The organism is Sphingobacterium sp. Mn56C (assembly GCF_049319645.1).
Taxonomy (GTDB): domain Bacteria; phylum Bacteroidota; class Bacteroidia; order Sphingobacteriales; family Sphingobacteriaceae; genus Sphingobacterium.
In genome coordinates this window covers 397,029-412,890 of record NZ_JBMOUC010000001.1, presented here as the reverse complement: position 1 = coordinate 412,890, position 15,862 = coordinate 397,029, and the positions used below count along the sequence as shown (strand labels likewise).

General features: G+C 37.1%; 15 protein-coding genes. 5 read left to right on the top strand and 10 right to left on the bottom strand.

Annotation, left to right across the window (positions count from 1 at the left end; translation table 11 throughout):
* Nucleotides 1-4: 4 nt before the first annotated feature.
* Genes ACL9RF_RS01855 through ACL9RF_RS01825 form a run of 7 tightly spaced genes read right to left on the bottom strand, consistent with a single transcriptional unit; the run spans nucleotide 5 to nucleotide 5,737 of the window.
* Nucleotides 5-274: a nitrogen regulatory IIA protein gene (locus tag ACL9RF_RS01855; protein ID WP_422798894.1), complete on the bottom strand. Its 270-nt coding sequence runs from the start codon at nucleotides 272-274 to the stop codon at nucleotides 5-7.
* Between the two features lie 10 nt (nucleotides 275-284).
* Nucleotides 285-908: a conjugative transposon protein TraK gene (gene traK, locus ACL9RF_RS01850; RefSeq protein ID WP_422798893.1), complete on the bottom strand. Its 624-nt coding sequence runs from the start codon at nucleotides 906-908 to the stop codon at nucleotides 285-287.
* 21 nt (nucleotides 909-929) lie between these two features.
* Entirely contained in the window at nucleotides 930-1,925 is a 996-nt protein-coding gene (gene traJ, locus ACL9RF_RS01845) for a conjugative transposon protein TraJ (RefSeq protein ID WP_422798892.1), read from the bottom strand.
* Between the two features lie 2 nt (nucleotides 1,926-1,927).
* A complete protein-coding gene (locus ACL9RF_RS01840) occupies nucleotides 1,928-2,560 on the bottom strand; it encodes a DUF4141 domain-containing protein (protein ID WP_422798891.1) in 633 nt (210 codons plus the stop codon).
* A gap of 26 nt (nucleotides 2,561-2,586) precedes the next feature.
* Nucleotides 2,587-5,091 carry a TraG family conjugative transposon ATPase gene (locus ACL9RF_RS01835; protein WP_422798890.1) on the bottom strand — a complete coding sequence of 835 codons (2,505 nt, stop codon included), beginning with the start codon at nucleotides 5,089-5,091 and terminating at the stop codon, nucleotides 2,587-2,589.
* On the bottom strand, nucleotides 5,088-5,420 hold the full coding sequence (locus tag ACL9RF_RS01830) for a DUF4133 domain-containing protein (protein WP_422798889.1): 333 nt from the start codon (nucleotides 5,418-5,420) through the stop codon (nucleotides 5,088-5,090). The genes ACL9RF_RS01835 and ACL9RF_RS01830 overlap by 4 nt, the downstream gene beginning before the upstream one ends.
* Nucleotides 5,421-5,431: 11 nt before the next feature.
* Nucleotides 5,432-5,737 carry a DUF4134 domain-containing protein gene (locus tag ACL9RF_RS01825; RefSeq protein WP_422798888.1) on the bottom strand — a complete coding sequence of 102 codons (306 nt, stop codon included), beginning with the start codon at nucleotides 5,735-5,737 and terminating at the stop codon, nucleotides 5,432-5,434.
* Between the two features lie 316 nt (nucleotides 5,738-6,053).
* Here ACL9RF_RS01825 and ACL9RF_RS01820 point away from each other — a divergent pair, with 316 nt between their 5' ends.
* The 5 genes from ACL9RF_RS01820 to ACL9RF_RS01800 are packed head-to-tail and all read left to right on the top strand — an operon-like array spanning nucleotide 6,054 to nucleotide 13,789.
* Complete coding sequence (locus ACL9RF_RS01820) at nucleotides 6,054-6,344, top strand: helix-turn-helix domain-containing protein (RefSeq protein WP_422798887.1); 291 nt, start codon at nucleotides 6,054-6,056, stop codon at nucleotides 6,342-6,344.
* Entirely contained in the window at nucleotides 6,334-8,403 is a 2,070-nt protein-coding gene (locus ACL9RF_RS01815; protein WP_422798886.1) for an HsdM family class I SAM-dependent methyltransferase, read from the top strand. The genes ACL9RF_RS01820 and ACL9RF_RS01815 overlap by 11 nt, the downstream gene beginning before the upstream one ends.
* Entirely contained in the window at nucleotides 8,400-9,677 is a 1,278-nt protein-coding gene (locus ACL9RF_RS01810; protein ID WP_422798885.1) for a restriction endonuclease subunit S, read from the top strand. Before ACL9RF_RS01815 ends, ACL9RF_RS01810 begins: the two co-directional genes overlap by 4 nt.
* 1 nt (nucleotide 9,678) lies before the next feature.
* Nucleotides 9,679-13,449, top strand: a complete 3,771-nt coding sequence (locus ACL9RF_RS01805) for a DEAD/DEAH box helicase family protein (RefSeq protein WP_422798884.1) — start codon at nucleotides 9,679-9,681, stop codon at nucleotides 13,447-13,449.
* Between the two features lies 1 nt (nucleotide 13,450).
* On the top strand, nucleotides 13,451-13,789 hold the full coding sequence (locus ACL9RF_RS01800) for a hypothetical protein (RefSeq protein WP_422798883.1): 339 nt from the start codon (nucleotides 13,451-13,453) through the stop codon (nucleotides 13,787-13,789).
* 44 nt (nucleotides 13,790-13,833) lie between these two features.
* Here ACL9RF_RS01800 and ACL9RF_RS01795 read toward each other — a convergent pair whose 3' ends face one another.
* From ACL9RF_RS01795 to ACL9RF_RS01785, 3 genes are read right to left on the bottom strand one after another with little or no spacing between them, the layout of a single operon-like run.
* Nucleotides 13,834-14,469, bottom strand: coding sequence for a conjugal transfer protein TraD (locus ACL9RF_RS01795; protein ID WP_422798882.1), 636 nt, complete (start codon nucleotides 14,467-14,469; stop codon nucleotides 13,834-13,836).
* 3 nt (nucleotides 14,470-14,472) lie between these two features.
* Nucleotides 14,473-14,910 (bottom strand): DUF3408 domain-containing protein, encoded by a 438-nt coding sequence (locus ACL9RF_RS01790; RefSeq protein WP_422798881.1) that lies wholly within the window; start codon nucleotides 14,908-14,910, stop codon nucleotides 14,473-14,475.
* A gap of 4 nt (nucleotides 14,911-14,914) precedes the next feature.
* Nucleotides 14,915-15,682 (bottom strand): ParA family protein, encoded by a 768-nt coding sequence (locus ACL9RF_RS01785; RefSeq protein ID WP_422798880.1) that lies wholly within the window; start codon nucleotides 15,680-15,682, stop codon nucleotides 14,915-14,917.
* Between the last annotated feature and the right edge of the window lie 180 nt (nucleotides 15,683-15,862).

The following is a 15,862-nucleotide window of genomic DNA, read 5'->3' as shown; positions in this document are numbered from 1 at the left end:
AATCTTATTTTTTGATTTTTCTTGATAAGGTATCCTGCATTCTTGCAGGATTTTTAACTCTGTTAAGAGTGGGATTTTCTATATGCTCAATGACCATCTCGTTACCGGACTTTGAAGTATCGTACCATACTTTGCAAATGACCCCTGCGGTAAGCAGTAGATATCCTATAAAGAAGTATAGAATGTATTGATGCTGTTTTTTTAAAGGTAAAATCCTCCAACGCTGGTCAAGCCTCTCAATCCACTCATCTATATTTGCTCTGATTTTTTTCATGACCTGTATTTTAACGTTCAATCACTTCAATATCCTTGTTTTCTATCACGGCAAACTTTTCTATATTGAAACCTTGCGGGTTATTGTCCGAGCGGACGGAGTTCACGAGATAACATGACGTCACCAGACTACGTTTTGTGATGTTGCTTGAGCGTATAATGAACTGTTTAGCATAAGTTCGTACAGCATACGGATAGGTATCGAAATTGCAAGAAATACTATCGACTTCGGTACGCTGTTGAATATTACCCGATATGATACGATTGTAATATCCTTTTTCCGAAAGGTCTTTGTAATAATCAAAAGCTGATTTATCGGCAAGATTAAATGCTCGTTTCATATTGCTTTCAATAGCATTTTTGTCTGGAGCTAGCGTAAAAAACAGCTCGTGAAAACGTCTGATATGCTCTCTCGCTTCTACAGGACGATTAATACTTGCATCCTGTGATAGGGCTAGCATTAATGATTTTCCGTTGTCAAGTACATAAACCTTTTGGCGCTGCAGCTCCGCAAAGTTGTAGGATCGCCATACGGCATATCCTACAACACTTATGCAGAGAACGGCAAATACAAGGGCGTACAACCTGATTTGGCGAAAACTGTTTTCGATATTTCTTAATGTTTTAAATTCCATTTCTTTTAAGATTAATTGTTATTATTTGCCCATTAATTTGCCACCAATGTTTCCAATTGTTGAACCTGTTCCTGCTCCAGCGATATTTCCAGTTTTCATTGCTGTCTGATTTACATTTCGGGTAAAATTTCCTGCACCACCTGCCTGAATAATCCAGCCTGTCACCGTTGGTATAGTAAAGTATCCGACAATCCCAATAATCATAAAAATGACATACACGGTATTAGAGGTGTCTGGTATATAGCTTGGATCAGCGAGCATGGAGATGTCCCTTTCCAATATCAAGGATTGTATTCTTGCTAACATAGAACTGAACAAATCTGAAACAGGGAGCCATAAGTAGACGCTGATATACCTAGTGAGCCATTGCGTAAGTGTTGATTGGAAACCATCCCATACAGAAATTGCAAAAGCAATTGGTCCAAGTATGGAAAGGACAATAAGAAAAAAAGTACGAATGGTATCTATAACCAGTGCCGCTGCCTGAAAGAGTATTTCAAGCAAATTGCGGAACCAATCTTTTATCGCTTTTTCCACCTGATAAGCGCCTCGATCCATATACATTCCTGCCATTGTACCAATATCAGAGGGAGACCAGCCCAACTCATCCAACTTCTTATCGAACGCTTCATCCGATACCATGTAGGCGGTTTCAGGATTTCTGACCATAGCTTCGTATTCCAACTTGTCTTTCTGTTGTTGCAATTTGTTCAGGTCAAGTACCTGGCCTTCGAGTATGCTGTGCGTTCCTGTTACCACTGGACTTAATACTGCATTGATAGACCCAAGTACTATAGTTGGAAAAAACATGATACAAAGTCCCAAAGCAAACGGGCGTAATAATGGAAACATATCAATTGGTTCAGCACGGCTCAGTGCCTGCCAGACTTTTAATGCTACATAAAATAGCGCACCTAACCCTGCAAGGCCTTTAGCTATTCCCGCCATATCTCCTGCAAGCGGCATCATATCGTCGTAAAGCGATCGAAGGACTTCGTGAAGATTATTCCATTCCATGACTACCAGTATTTTTGATTAGAATTTCCGTAGAGGTCTAACACTCTCTTGGCATCATTTTTCTTTTTAGCTCGCAGGTAGCTAACAGAAATATTCTTATTGGTGTAATATCGTACAAGACTGTGGTATTCCTTAACTTCCTTGTACACACGATCAATAATATCCATGCGCTCCTTATCATTCAATGAAAGGCTCGTTGAACTGACGATTTGCTTCAACTCTTTTAATAGTTCGGTACTTTCATTGAGCAATGCAGAATAACCATTGCCAATAGCTACCAGTTCTTGAGGTTTGAAATTGGGATCGTTCATCATCTTACCGAAATTGGTAACATACATTTCAGACACATTACCGACCAGAAGAACGGTCTGTTGTACTTTTCGGGCATCTTTGACAAGATTGTTTATAGCCTGAAGCTTGTCATAATATTCTTTACCCTGTTTATACACCTTTTCTACTTCCTTGAAATTCTTTACCACGTTACTCACGGTGGAAGATGTTTGTACGATTTCATTGGCACTATTAAGGATACCTGAAGCCAGGTTAGTTGGATCGGTTACCACCCATTGGGCTTTTGCTGATGGTGTTACAGCAAGTGCGATGACTGTAAATACCATATAAATGATCTTTTTCATGATCTTAAAATTTTGATTGTTAATGACTATTGATTTGATTTATCACGCCGCTCCATAGCGATGTGCTTAATGGCGAGTTCTACGTTACCGTCCAGTTCTGAGGCAAGTTGCATAACCTCCATCTTTTCAGTTTCTTCGGTGGTATATGCGAGATACTCCTCCAAACTAACTTCTGTGGCGTATACCGCAGAATGGGTTCCGCCTAAGCCAATCCAAACTTCCTTGTACATTCGGTTTAGATCGTTGTTCATATTGATGGAAAGTACCTGTGCTTTTTCCTTGTCGGTAAGTCCTAGCATAGCCTGTATATCATCGAATTTGTTCATGTACTTGCGCTGGTCCAGCAGGATTTTACAATCGGAATTGTTGATGATACTTTCCTTAACAATGGGAGATTGGATAATATCGTCTACCTCTTGTGTTACCACGATAGCTTCACCAAAAAATTTTCTGACGGTTTTAAACAAATATTTGATGTATTCAGCCATCCCTTCTTTGGCAATCGCCTTCCAAGCCTCCTCAATTAGGATTAGTTTTCTGATGCCTTTCAGTCTCCGCATCTTGTTGATAAAAACCTCCATAATGATGATTGTCACTATCGGAAAAAGTATTTTGTGATCCTTGATGGCATCAATTTCAAACACAATAAAGCGTTTGGAAAGTAAGTCTAACTGTTTGTCGGAGTTGAGCAGATAATCATATTCACCACCTTTATAATAAGGTTCTAGTACATTAAGGAAATTAGCAATATCAAAGTCCTTTTCCCGAACCTGTTTTTCCGTCAAAACCTTTCGGTAATCACCTTTCACATAATCGTAGAATCCATTGAATGAAGGAAACACATTATCTGTTTTAATGTATTCGATATAACCACTTACTGCATTGGATAAGGCCACTTCTTCTGAGCGTGTTGGTGGCTCGTCATCTCGTTTCCAAAGGGTAAGGATGAGGGTTTTGATACTTTCTCGTTTTTCGATGTCAAATATGCCATCATCGGTATAGAAAGGATTAAAAGCAATGGGATTGTCTTCGGTATAAGTAAAATATACGCCGTCTTCGCCTTTGGTCTTTCCCTTTATCAGTTCACACAACCCCTGGTAGGAATTACCTGTATCCACTAATAATACATGAGCACCCTGTTCATAATACTGTCTGACCATGTGGTTGGTGAAGAACGATTTTCCTGATCCCGATGGACCTAAAATGAACTTGTTTCTGTTTGTGATAATCCCACGTTTCATGGGCAAATCCGAGATATCCAAATGAATAGGTTTACCCGTCAATCGATCAGCCATTTTTATCCCAAACGGAGATGGTGAATTGTGGTAATTGGTTTCTTCCGTGAATAAACACAAAGATGGCTCAATAAACGTATAAAAACTTTCCTCACTCGGAAAATCGCCTGCATTGCCCGGTATTCCCGCCCAATACAATGTGGCTACATCCGTAGTGTTATGGCGGGGCTTACACTCCATCAATGCCAATGCACTACCGCAATCGTTCTTTAGCTGTTTCAGCTCCATAGGGTCTTCCGACCACACCATAATGTTGAAGTGCGCACGGATGGAGGATAGCCCGAAGCTGTGAGCCTCGTTCAGATACTTTTCGATCCACTCTTTGTTGATTTGGTTAGCACGGCTGTACCTTGCAAGTGAGTGCATATTCCTTGCAGACTTTTCAAACTTTTGTAGGTTGTCTTCGCTGTTATCCAAAAACAGATATTGATTATAAATGTGATTACAACTTAAAAGCAAGCCTACAGGGGCCGCAAACGACAAACGACAATCACTACGGTCGGTAGATAATTTTTCAAACCGGGTGTCAGCCGAAACCGTCCCGGGTAAATCGTCCGTATCCGAAAGTGTGTGTAAGGACAATCTTTTATTTCCGATACGTACTTCTTCAGCTCCCAGAGAAATATCCTGCATGGGGGTTCCTGCTTCTCTTGATAATGTAAGGTATTGCTCCAGTAATCCTTGCTTTTCATCCGTACCAATGATCTCTGCTTCGGTCAGGCGTTGTAGCATTATAAATCCACTATCATTCACAATACGTTCAAACTGAGCCACAGCTTCCATAAAGCGGTGTATCGTTTCCTTATTCCTGATCTCCTTTGGAATAAGCGAGCCCTTACAAAGCGAGCTGAAGTTACTTTGCATGCGCATTCTTTCCTTAGTAGTCTTGGTTAGGAACAGGTAACAATAATGGTTTAAGAACGGTCGCTCATTGAAATGACGTTGATAAGACTTTGCCAAAAAGCTTTGGTCTTCCTTCGCCAAATCTGGAGCGTAGCTTTCTTTAATGTACCAATCCTGCTTGTGAACGACTGTAAAATCCGGCAAAGTTTTGATAGCCTTATGCCAGGCAGAATGAATGGCTTCATATTCCGCCGAAGCGACCGTAAACAGTTCCGGCAAACAAACCTCAAAGCAGGCGGTAATGTCTGCATCTTTGGAAAGAATGCAGTTGTTTTCTACTGCCAGCAAAGGAAACTTGCTTTCCAATGTGGTAGTCTTTGTTACATTTCTCATACGGCATTCTGTTTAGAAGTGAACTTTAAATAGCGGTTTATGGGCTTGCGACAGATGATGTAGCGAGGATGTCTTTTTCTTGCACCGATTTTCATCAGCCCATGCTCACCATGTTTGTGGTTGAGTGAAAAGGTTTGCCATACAATAAGCGAAGCTCCGCCTGCTCCGAGCAACAGGCAGATATAAGAGTTTACGCCTGCCATATACAGTATCATCACGAGGATAAGCGTACCGAGCAGCCCGCCTGCAAAAATGAACAAGTATTGTGCTTTCAAACCTTTAAACTCTACCGTTCTACCAATACCTCTGTTAATGTTATAACTATTCATAAAACAAAGGTTTATAAGAAGAATGAACGTAGAATGGTAGCAGCTACGATTAGGAAGATACAGGCACCAAACCAAGAAGCAGCCGTTTTCGAAGTGTCAGGATCACCCGAACTGAATTTGTTGTAAACTTTAACACCTCCTATTAGTCCTACTACCGCACCGATTGCATAAATTAATTTGGTGGCCGGATCAAAATAAGAAGTTACCATTTGAGTAGCTTCTGTAATGCCAGCAGAACCATTTCCTTGCGCAAAAGCACAAATTCCAAACAGCAACGCCATTGCTGTCAGCAACATTTTTTTTCTTTGTTTTTCCATAATTGAAACACATTAATTTGTTATCCTTAGCCCACACCATGTGGGCTTTCGGAACAAAGGTGTTTCGGAATATGAGGCGGTATAAAAAAGTGGCAGTCAGAGGAATTATTTGGCTTTAAGTGGCTTCATGCTCAAAATTGGGCATCAATAAATTGCAACTTAAAAGAGATTGTGATCTCAAAATCGAATTTGTGAAATGAATTTTTAATAATTCATTATTGCCGATTTGATGGTTTGTAAATAGACACTGATTGCGGGATAATCTAATATTCTTCGTAGATTTACCAAAATTTGACAAGTCAAACAAAGAAAAGTCATGAACTTCGGTGAAAAGATAAAAGAACTGAGAGAAGGCAAAGGTTTATTGCAGCGGCAATTAGCCGCCAATCTCGAAATAGACACCCCCATGTTTAGCAAAATTGAACGTGGCGAACGGAAGGCAAAAAGAGAACAGGTAGGTCTGCTTGCAGAGCTTCTCCATGCTGATAAACATGCTCTGTTTTCTATTTGGTTGGCCGATCAAATTTTGGAGTTGATACAAAATGAGCCTCAAGCAGACGAGGCTATAGAAATAGTAAAAAAAGAATTAAAAAAGTATGAGCATTAATATTCTGAAATACGAATCAGACGTTTGGCGTACAGCCGATTTACTTATTGGAGCAGGAATCAAACAAAGTGACTTTCCTAAATATATGATGCCTTATTTTGCTCTATTGATGGTAGAAAGTAGGTTGATAAGAGAAGCAAATAGATTAGCGGAAGAGATAGGTAAAGACAGTATTGATGATTTTGTGGAAGAGTTTCAGCTGGCAGGACTTGGATATAATGACTACATCATTAGAAAAGGTAAATCTCTAAAAGATATTTGCAAAAATGACAAAGCTTTTGATTCTGATTTTCATCTTTATTTAAAATCTTTTGACCCTGAAACTAAATATTTATTGGGAGTAGACAAGGGAACAGAAGATGAAAAATTTCTTGATATTTCAGGAATAAGTGGTCAGCTCAAAAAGAAAAGGATATTATTTGAAACTGTGCAGGCTTGGAGTGAAATAGATCTTACTCCATTTAATAATTCTGAAATTACCACGCTTGAAGAACACATCAAAAGAAAGTGGGCAGACATATCAGCAGAAACTGCTGGAGAGCAATACACTCCAGACGATATTATTTCACTTATCTCCGAACTTATTGCTGCAAAAATTCAGGATAATGGTAAGTTCCTTACGATATACGATCCCACTTGTGGAGGTGGAAACTTACTCTTTGGTGTAGAAGATAAAATTAAAGAGAAGTTCAAAAGACCCACCAAAACATTTGGGGAAGACTGGAGCGATAGCCTTTATGCATTGGCCAAGATTGAAAGTCGTTTTAGGGCAGATTCTGAAATCAAATACGGCAATACGCTTACCAATATATCTTTCATAGAAAAACGGTTTGATGTAATAGTGGCCAATCCACCTTATGGTGTAGATTGGAAAGGCTACCAAAAAGATATCCAAAACGATACTACTGAGCGCTTCGTAGCACTTCCATCTATTTCAGATGGTCAGTTCTTGTTTACGCAACATATTCTTTACCAATTGGCTAATGATGGCTTTTCGGTAGTTGTTCACAATGGTTCAACACTTTTTAGTGGTGATGCAGGAAGTGGCGAAAGTACCATTAGAAAACATTTTTTCGACAATGATTGGGTTGAAGGTATTATTCAAATGCCTACAGATGAATTTTTTAATACTGGTATTTATACGTATTTATGGATATTCAATAAAAATAAGCCAGCGGACAGAAAAGATAAAGTAATCCTTATCAATGCAAGTGAGCTTTACGAAGGTCTGAAAAAGAGCAAAGGTAAGAAGCGTAAACAAATGAACCTCGACAACAGGACTGAGATTGTAAAAGCGTTTACCCATTTCAAAGACAATGAATATTGTAAAGTATTCGATAAATGGCATTTCTACTACAACAAGCAAAGCATTATGCTTACTAATGTAGATGTAAATGGCAAATTCATTGAAATGCCCCATAAGGAAACCAAAGAAAGCGAAAAAGTAGAAATAAAATCTATCAAGCTCGATCCAGTTAAAATAACTATAATGGATGAAGCTAACACAGTTACATTGACAGATTTTGAAATCACAACGTTTGATAAGACCAAGTACGCATCATTAGATGCAAAATTTAATGAGGAAATAAAACCAACTATTACTGTGCTTGACTATAAAGATCAGAACTTAAAAGTCTTTACAAAAAATGCTACATATTGGTATGATTCGGATAAAGACACAATTATTGAAGAGATTGGTCGCAAGCAAACAGAATTAGGCTGTGGAAAAATTATAATTAAATCAACTTTCAAAAAAGCTTCTAAAGCTAAAAGTGCATCAATTGTTATTACAGTTGAACTAACAAAAGATTTGCAAAAAGACTATGAAATTATTACATACTCACCAATTGAAACTAAAAACCAGAAATCTATTGCTGAGTTTATGACTAAGCATATTTCCAAGCCATATGAATATATAGACAATGTAATTGGGGTGGAAATTAATTTCAATAAAGTATTTTATATTCCTGAAAAGCTTAGAGAAATTGCTGAAATTAATTCAGATTTGGAATTATTAGAAAGTGAATTGAAAAAACTTGAAAAAGATCTAGCCATATGATGAAGTATACCTCTTATAAAGATTCAGAAATTGGTTGGCTGGGTTCAGTACCCTCGACGTGGAAAGTACTGAGAGCAAAAGATATTACCGAAAAAATAGGAAGCGGAGTTACTCCTAAAGGTGGTAGCGAGGTTTATGTTGATGCGGGGGTTCCCCTTTTAAGAAGCCAGAATATTTATGATGATGGATTAAGAATCGATGATGTATCGTTCATTGATGTTGAAACACATCAAAAGATGAAAAGTTCTCAATTGAAGCCTTTTGATATATTAATAAATATTACTGGGGCTTCAATCGGAAGATCTTGTGTTGTTCCAGAGAGTCTTTCAATGGCTAATATTAATCAGCACATTATTTTTATAAGAACGAAAAAGCCTTTAGTGCCCTATTTTTCATACTATCTTAAATCAAATGCCGTCAAAGAATATATAAATTTAATTCAGGCAGGCACATCAAAGGAAGCGTTAAACATGGGACAAACTTTAAGCATACCTATTCTATTACCAAGCTTAAAAGAACAAACGATTATTGCCTCTTACCTCGAAATTAGAACCAAGGGCATTGACAAAAAAATAAGCTTGTTGAAAAAGAAAGTAACCTATTATCAAGAATTATATAGAAGATTAATAGAAAATGCTGTTTTTAGAGGACTTTCAGAAGGTAATAATGAAATCAGTCTAAAAGCAAGTGGAGTTAAATACATTGATGCAATTCCAAGCCATTGGTCAATAGTTCGAGTTAAAGATCAATTTCACATAGGTAGAGGGAGGGTAATTAGTCAAGAGGCATTAAAGGAAAATGGGAAATACCCGGTATATTCTTCTCAAACAGAAAATGATGGTTGTCTAGGGTTCATTGACACATATGATTTTGACAAAGATTTACTGACTTGGACAACAGATGGTGTGAATGCAGGAACTGTGTTTCGTAGGAAGGGAAAATTCAATTGTACTAATGTATGTGGGACCTTAATTCCCAAATCAAAAAATCTGGATTTAAACTATGCAGTTTATGCACTTCAATTAAGCGCAAAACATAATAAGCGAATAGATACGAATGGAGCTAAAATTATGAATGGCGAAATGGCAATAATAAAAATTGCATTTCCTCCTTTGCAAGAACAAACAAAGATTGCAGAATATCTGGACGAAAAGTCAACGACTATAACTAGAATTATCCGGAATATTGAAAGCCAAATAACTACATTAAAAGAACTGCGAAAAACGCTCATAAATGATGTTGTAACCGGTAAAATAAAAGTAATTAACGATTGAGATGAAAGAATTAGACTTACAAGATAAATACCTTATCAACTTTCTTTGCGAAAGACCTGATGGTCTTCTTTATAAAGAAGCGAAAGCCAATACGGTGTCGCCTAATTTCTTCATTATTGAGGATTTAAAACACTTTATTTCAGAAACGGAATTGAATAAAGCTAATTATAAAAAACTACTTAAGAAATTCAATACTGAAAAGGACCTACTGAATGCTTTTACTCTGTTCCTCGACGAAAAAGTAAAATCGTCTATGAATATGGCCATCTTTATCAATACCAATAAATCGGTCACATTTGAAGGTATAAAATTATATTTATTCTATCCGAGTGGTAGCGAGTTCGAAGAAGATAAACTGTTCGATCAAAACGTTTTTTCAGTAGTACAGGAAATGCCATACACCTTCAAGTATGAAGGCAAGCAGCATTTTTCATTCAGACCTGATTTATCTTTCTTTCTTAATGGTATCTACTTAGGATATAGCGAACTAAAAAGCAATTGGACAAATCAGACAGCTACAAAAAACGGAAGAAGAAAAGTTAGTAATGATTACCTGAATGCCGTTCAGGAATATTTGACTATTGCTGACAAGAATGACCTGTCCTTTTCTATTCGTAAAGACTTTTTAAAAATATTTGAGAAGGCCATTCATATTACTTCTACCGATATTTCAGAAACCTATGTAATGCGCAACATTTCAAATCATTTTGATGAAATTAAAGCTACGGTAGCGAATGGTAGTTATGATTTTGAGCAATATGAAAAGAAGATACTAAAAGATTTTAAGCCATATCCACTCCGCAACAAAGAAGCCTCTAAAACAAAGCGTTTTGAGGAGGTCTTTAAAGCCCTATACGACAAGAAAATGATAGAGAAAGAAATTCTCTATTATAATTTCATTGAGCGTGAATTGATTAAAAAAGAAGGTAGTAAAACCAAAGAATATAAACATAATGACGGTAGACTAATTAGTCCAAGGCCAAAACAAAAATTTGGAACTGATAAAGTTCTTTCTAAAATCAATGAATTTCTGGAACACGAAAATGAGCCGGAATATTTCATCAACAAGCTGGAAGTAGAATTGAGAGCTAAAGGAATTGGTGAAAACCAAATCAAAGAACTGATCGCTAAACGCCAGAAATATCAGAATAATAAAACTGTTTATTCCCTTTTATTGCAGTATGCAGCAGGTTTTGGGAAAAGTAATATTATTGGCTGGACAGCGCTGCAACTAAAAGACCTTCGTAAAGATGGCTTGTATGTTTATGATAAAGTGATGCTCGTTGTCGACAGGTTACAGCTTCGTGACCAGCTTGATTCAAAGTTACATAACATGAATATTCAAAAAGGAATGTTCATTGAAGCTTCAGACAAGAAAAGTTTTCTGACGGCTCTTAGTAGCGATAAAAGAATTGTCGTTGTCAATCTGCAAAAATTTTCCGCTGTAAACAATATCATAGATGAAGCGGTAGTGAAAAAACTATCTCAACTAAGAGTAGCTTTTCTGATTGATGAGATCCACAGGAGTAACAGTGGTGTTCAGCATGAGGAAATGATAAGTGTATTTGATGAATTGCAAAGCAGTTTTGATCAAAGTAAAGAATATCAAGTACAGCATACCAAGAAAAACTTGATTATTGGTTTCACGGCGACACCAAGCGATCATACTTTAGCCCGATTTGGAGAATTTAACAAATATGCTGAATCTGAAAAAATTTGGATTCCATTTGATAGCTATACCATGCGGGAAGCGATTGAAGATGGCTACATTTTAAACCCGATTAGAGGTATAGTTCCCGTTTCCGCAAAAATGTTTTTTGAAATTCCTGATAACGAACTCGAAGGTTTTGAAGGCGATTTAGGTTATGGCTTTGAAGAAATTCCCGACGATACGGATACAGGTGTTGATGAGGAAGGAAAGAAATATGCAATACGCAAAAAAAAGATATATGGGAACACACAGCGTATCGAGGCCATTTCCAAATTCATTGTTGAACGCTTGCTTTCATCGGTTTACCCTAATATAAGAGGTACAGCCAAAGCAATGCTTGCAGTTTCCTCAATTCCTGTTGCAATAAAATATAAAGGCTTCATCGATAAATATTTTTCGGAATTAGTTAAGGATAAAAAACATGAACGTTTTGCAGATGCACCTATATATATAGTTTATTCTGATAGCCAAGAACATAGGAGTGCTATTGGTTTAAATGCTGGACTAAACGAAGAAAAAGTCTTACAAAACTTTGCTATTAAAAAAAATGGATTAATAATCGTTGTTGATAAACTTCAAACAGGTTTTGATGAACCTAAACTCCATACCCTTTTCCTGGACAAAGAGATTAAAGGAATTAATGCCATTCAAACAATATCAAGGGTCAATAGAACGGCTAAGTATAAGAATGACTGCAAGATTATTGATTTTTCATATAAAAACGTCAATGTAAAAAATATCAAAGCCGCTTTTGAGCATTTCAGTAATGTAGTGGTTTCTGACTTTGATCCATTGGGCGATGAAGAAAAATTAGTGGATTTGTTTAAGGAATTAAAAACGCATTCAATATTTAAAACTAACTTTCCTTCTTTTAAGACCTATCATACTTCAAATCCTGATGTTTCTTTGATTATCAGCATAGAAGATGCAATGGACGATTACATCAGAAATTCTCAGGAAGAAGCAAAAAAGTTAAAGGAAAAAATATTAGCCTATTTCAAGATTCTTAATTTGATTGAGTTCGTTATAGAACTAGATTTAAAATACAGCGAAACACTTCTATTAGATTTCTGGCGTAAATACAACATACTATATAATCAAATCAATAAAGATTCAGAAATTATTGATGATGTAGAGATATACTTTGACAATCGAATTGGTATAATCGCTCCTAAAGAAATTAAGCCTAGTAGTACTAAATCCGCTATAGCTGAACCAGTTGGTGGACAAGGTGAAAAGAAATACAGATACCACATTCTCAAAGTGATTGAGAAACGAAACCAGGAAGAAGAGGCAATTGCCGAACTCATAGCGGATTTTGAAGGTAAAATCACATCCTTATTCGAGTTTATTAAACAAGATGAAACTGGTCAAAGACTTGTTGCAAAGATTAATGACGATGGTACCGCATTCTCTCAGGATGAAATCTATGCTGACTTCTCAAGAATATACCGAAAATTTACTATCCGGAATAAAGAGTTAGGTGATTTCTTTATAAGGGAAACTAAGGATATTCTTAGTCAATTGTGTGACGATTTTGAGAGAACCTTAAAGGAAAGCATTTCAAAAAATGCAATTACTGAGATTGCTGAAGGCTACATCTACCTCTCTACAGATGACTTAATAGTAGCCCAAAACATTTTTGTAAAATATAGCCATTTTGCTGAAGCATTAGGTTTTAAAATTACTGATGAAGGTATATTCGAACAAGGTTCTTGGATAAAGAAAGGAATTAAAATGGTTCAGGATTTTTTCAAGCGTGAGGAAGTTCAGGAAATATATCAAAAAGGCAAAAGAAGCTTAGAACTAGCACATATAGAAAAGGTTCAAGCTGAAATTGATGGCTTAAAAGTTGGTGCAGCTGCCCAGCTTTTAGAAAGTGTAAAAGGTACCTCAAATGTGGCAGTTAAGCTTGGCTCCATTGTGTTGATAAAAGCAGAGGCAAATGGCCAGGAGCAAACCCTGATATTTGATCTAACCGATCAACAACGTCAAAATCTTGAAAAAAATGGTTTTCTGCTAAATCAACCACAAGAATTGTTGAAATTTTTAAACAACTAATATGGCAACAACTATCCAAAATATTGAAATTCTTAGGGCATACCTTTCCGGAGTATTAAATCGGGCTGACCACCATGCTCAAAATGTAAATGAAATTGCATTAGCAATCGCTGGTGGTATCATCTGGAGAACAACTGACAATATTCGTGTTATGTCGCGTGAGGGTGATATGAAAAATGTACTATGGCTACAGGTTGGGCAGAGAACTTTATGTTTTGCATATAACCATTCCGCAGGGAACATAGAGGTTAGAGAGGGCTCTGTACAGGGTAATGTTATTATTAGTTTTAATAATACAACACCTTTATCTGATGTAAAGCTATTTTTTGAAAATCTATAATAGTTGATCATATGAAAAAATTAACAGATTTTAATATTGGGGAGTCATACAAACTCCCCAATATCAAAATCACTCAAATCATTGTTCCGAAAATTGGAAGAGCTAGCATCCGTTTCAGTTGAGAATGTACTATCCAAAAGCTCAGCAATCTTTCGGGATGCACCTTCTATGGAATTTTCCAGTAAGCTAAATAATTCGGTTCCCTGTAGTTTCTGAACTATGGCTGCCGCCGTTTCCTTTTGAGCCTGTTCCAAATTCTCTTTTTGGAGCAAAGCCCCTACGGAGCTTAGTTCATCGAAGGTAACCCCTTGAGCAAAACCGTTATCGTCATGGACTATCCCATACCTGTTCCATTCTTCTTCCTCTTCTTCCCAATCAGGTGTATTCTTGAAAACTTCCTCCAGTTCTTCCTGCGGAATTTGAATACCTAGGTTTTCGTTTTCGTCGTATTCAATGTCTAAATTATCAGGGTTTATCTCTTGTTCCACTAACTGGCTTTCATTGGCTGTGTTTGGCACTGAAAGGCTTCTTACGGGCTTCGATTGCCCCATAATATCAGGAAGCTTCGGATTTACTTTCTCCTGTTTCCGCTTTTGCTCTGATGTTTTTCTGCTAACAATCTTATCCTGCACAAGCAAGGCAATAACAATCAGGAGGCATATTACAATTACTGTTTCCATAGCTTATAAAATAGGTTTGTATTTGTCATTGAAACTCTTTGTAATCTGCTCTCCAAATTCCTGAAAATGGTAATCAAGTAAATTGTCTAAATACCCATAGATGGTTATTTTATCTTCGCCTATTACTTGTACAATACGTGATAATTTTTCGTGAAAATCCGGTCGGATATAAACCGTTTTCCCATCACGGGCATTGGTGTCCGGCCTTCTGAAAAAGATATTTTCATAGTCGGCATCACTTACCTTTTTCGCCTTGCTTTTTTCTTTAACGGCTGATTTCTCTTTTGGTAACTCATTAGTTTTAATATCTTCCTTTTGCGGTTCTTCAGCATGTTCAGGTGGAAGCTGTAAGCCCTCTTTCTTTATGCCATCAACCATCAGGTTCATCATCAACTCTTCATTGATGTCGGGCGTCGCTTTTCTTTTATTATCTTTCTCCATAAGGCTACCATTGAATGATTTTTAAAAATTCATTGATGAACAGATCTAACTGACAGGTTTTCATCAGACGTTCATCGGGAGGCATCACGGTAGAACGAAAAACGGTTTTGCTATCCGCTTCGCTTTCTTTACGAAACCGTGTACTGTTCTTGATCTGGCTCTGCATCAGGCTTAATCCCAATTGTTCAATTAGCTGATTATACACGCCATATAAGGGGGTGCTTTCCCTTCCATCCACTTGGTTCCAAAACAGGTTTATGGTTTGTATTGCAGTTTCCCCTTTTTTCATAATCACGTCCTGCAAAAGCTGTGTAAAAATGAGCGTACTTTCCATTACCACACGGTCTGCAGTAATAGGTGTAAAAATGTGATGCATTCCAGCCAATGCCTTCAGAATGCCGGGCGTATTTACTGTTCCAGGCAGATCAAAGAATACCACATCAACCGGAACAGAAGAAGCTTCTACAAATTCTTGTGCCGCATCCAATACGCTATCTGCTTTATGCTGTATAATTGGGTAGGCTTTTTTGTTGATGCTGGTAAATTGTTTGTATGCCAGCTTTTTCAAAGCCTCGTTTTCCATTACCATTGCCAGATCACGGGTTTTCATTTTCATCAGGCTGTGCTGCGGAAAATCCGCATCGAATACGGCTACATTGAAGCCCAATCGATAGTGCATCGTACTTGCAACAAGTGTTGTAAAAGTGCTTTTGCCGACACCGCCTTTTTGAGAAGAAAAGGCGATAAATACTGTTTTGTGTTTTGCATTCATATTGCTACTGTTTTTAATTATTAATATATCTATTTACTTATATTAGTATTTCCGCTGTTAGCTACTTAGCACTGCACATATATTCATAGCTCTGTATAGAAATAGTCAGGTGCGCAAGTGTGTAGCGAACTGTCTATATACCCGAATACGTATCTATATTGATGTGTAGGTTTTTACCAA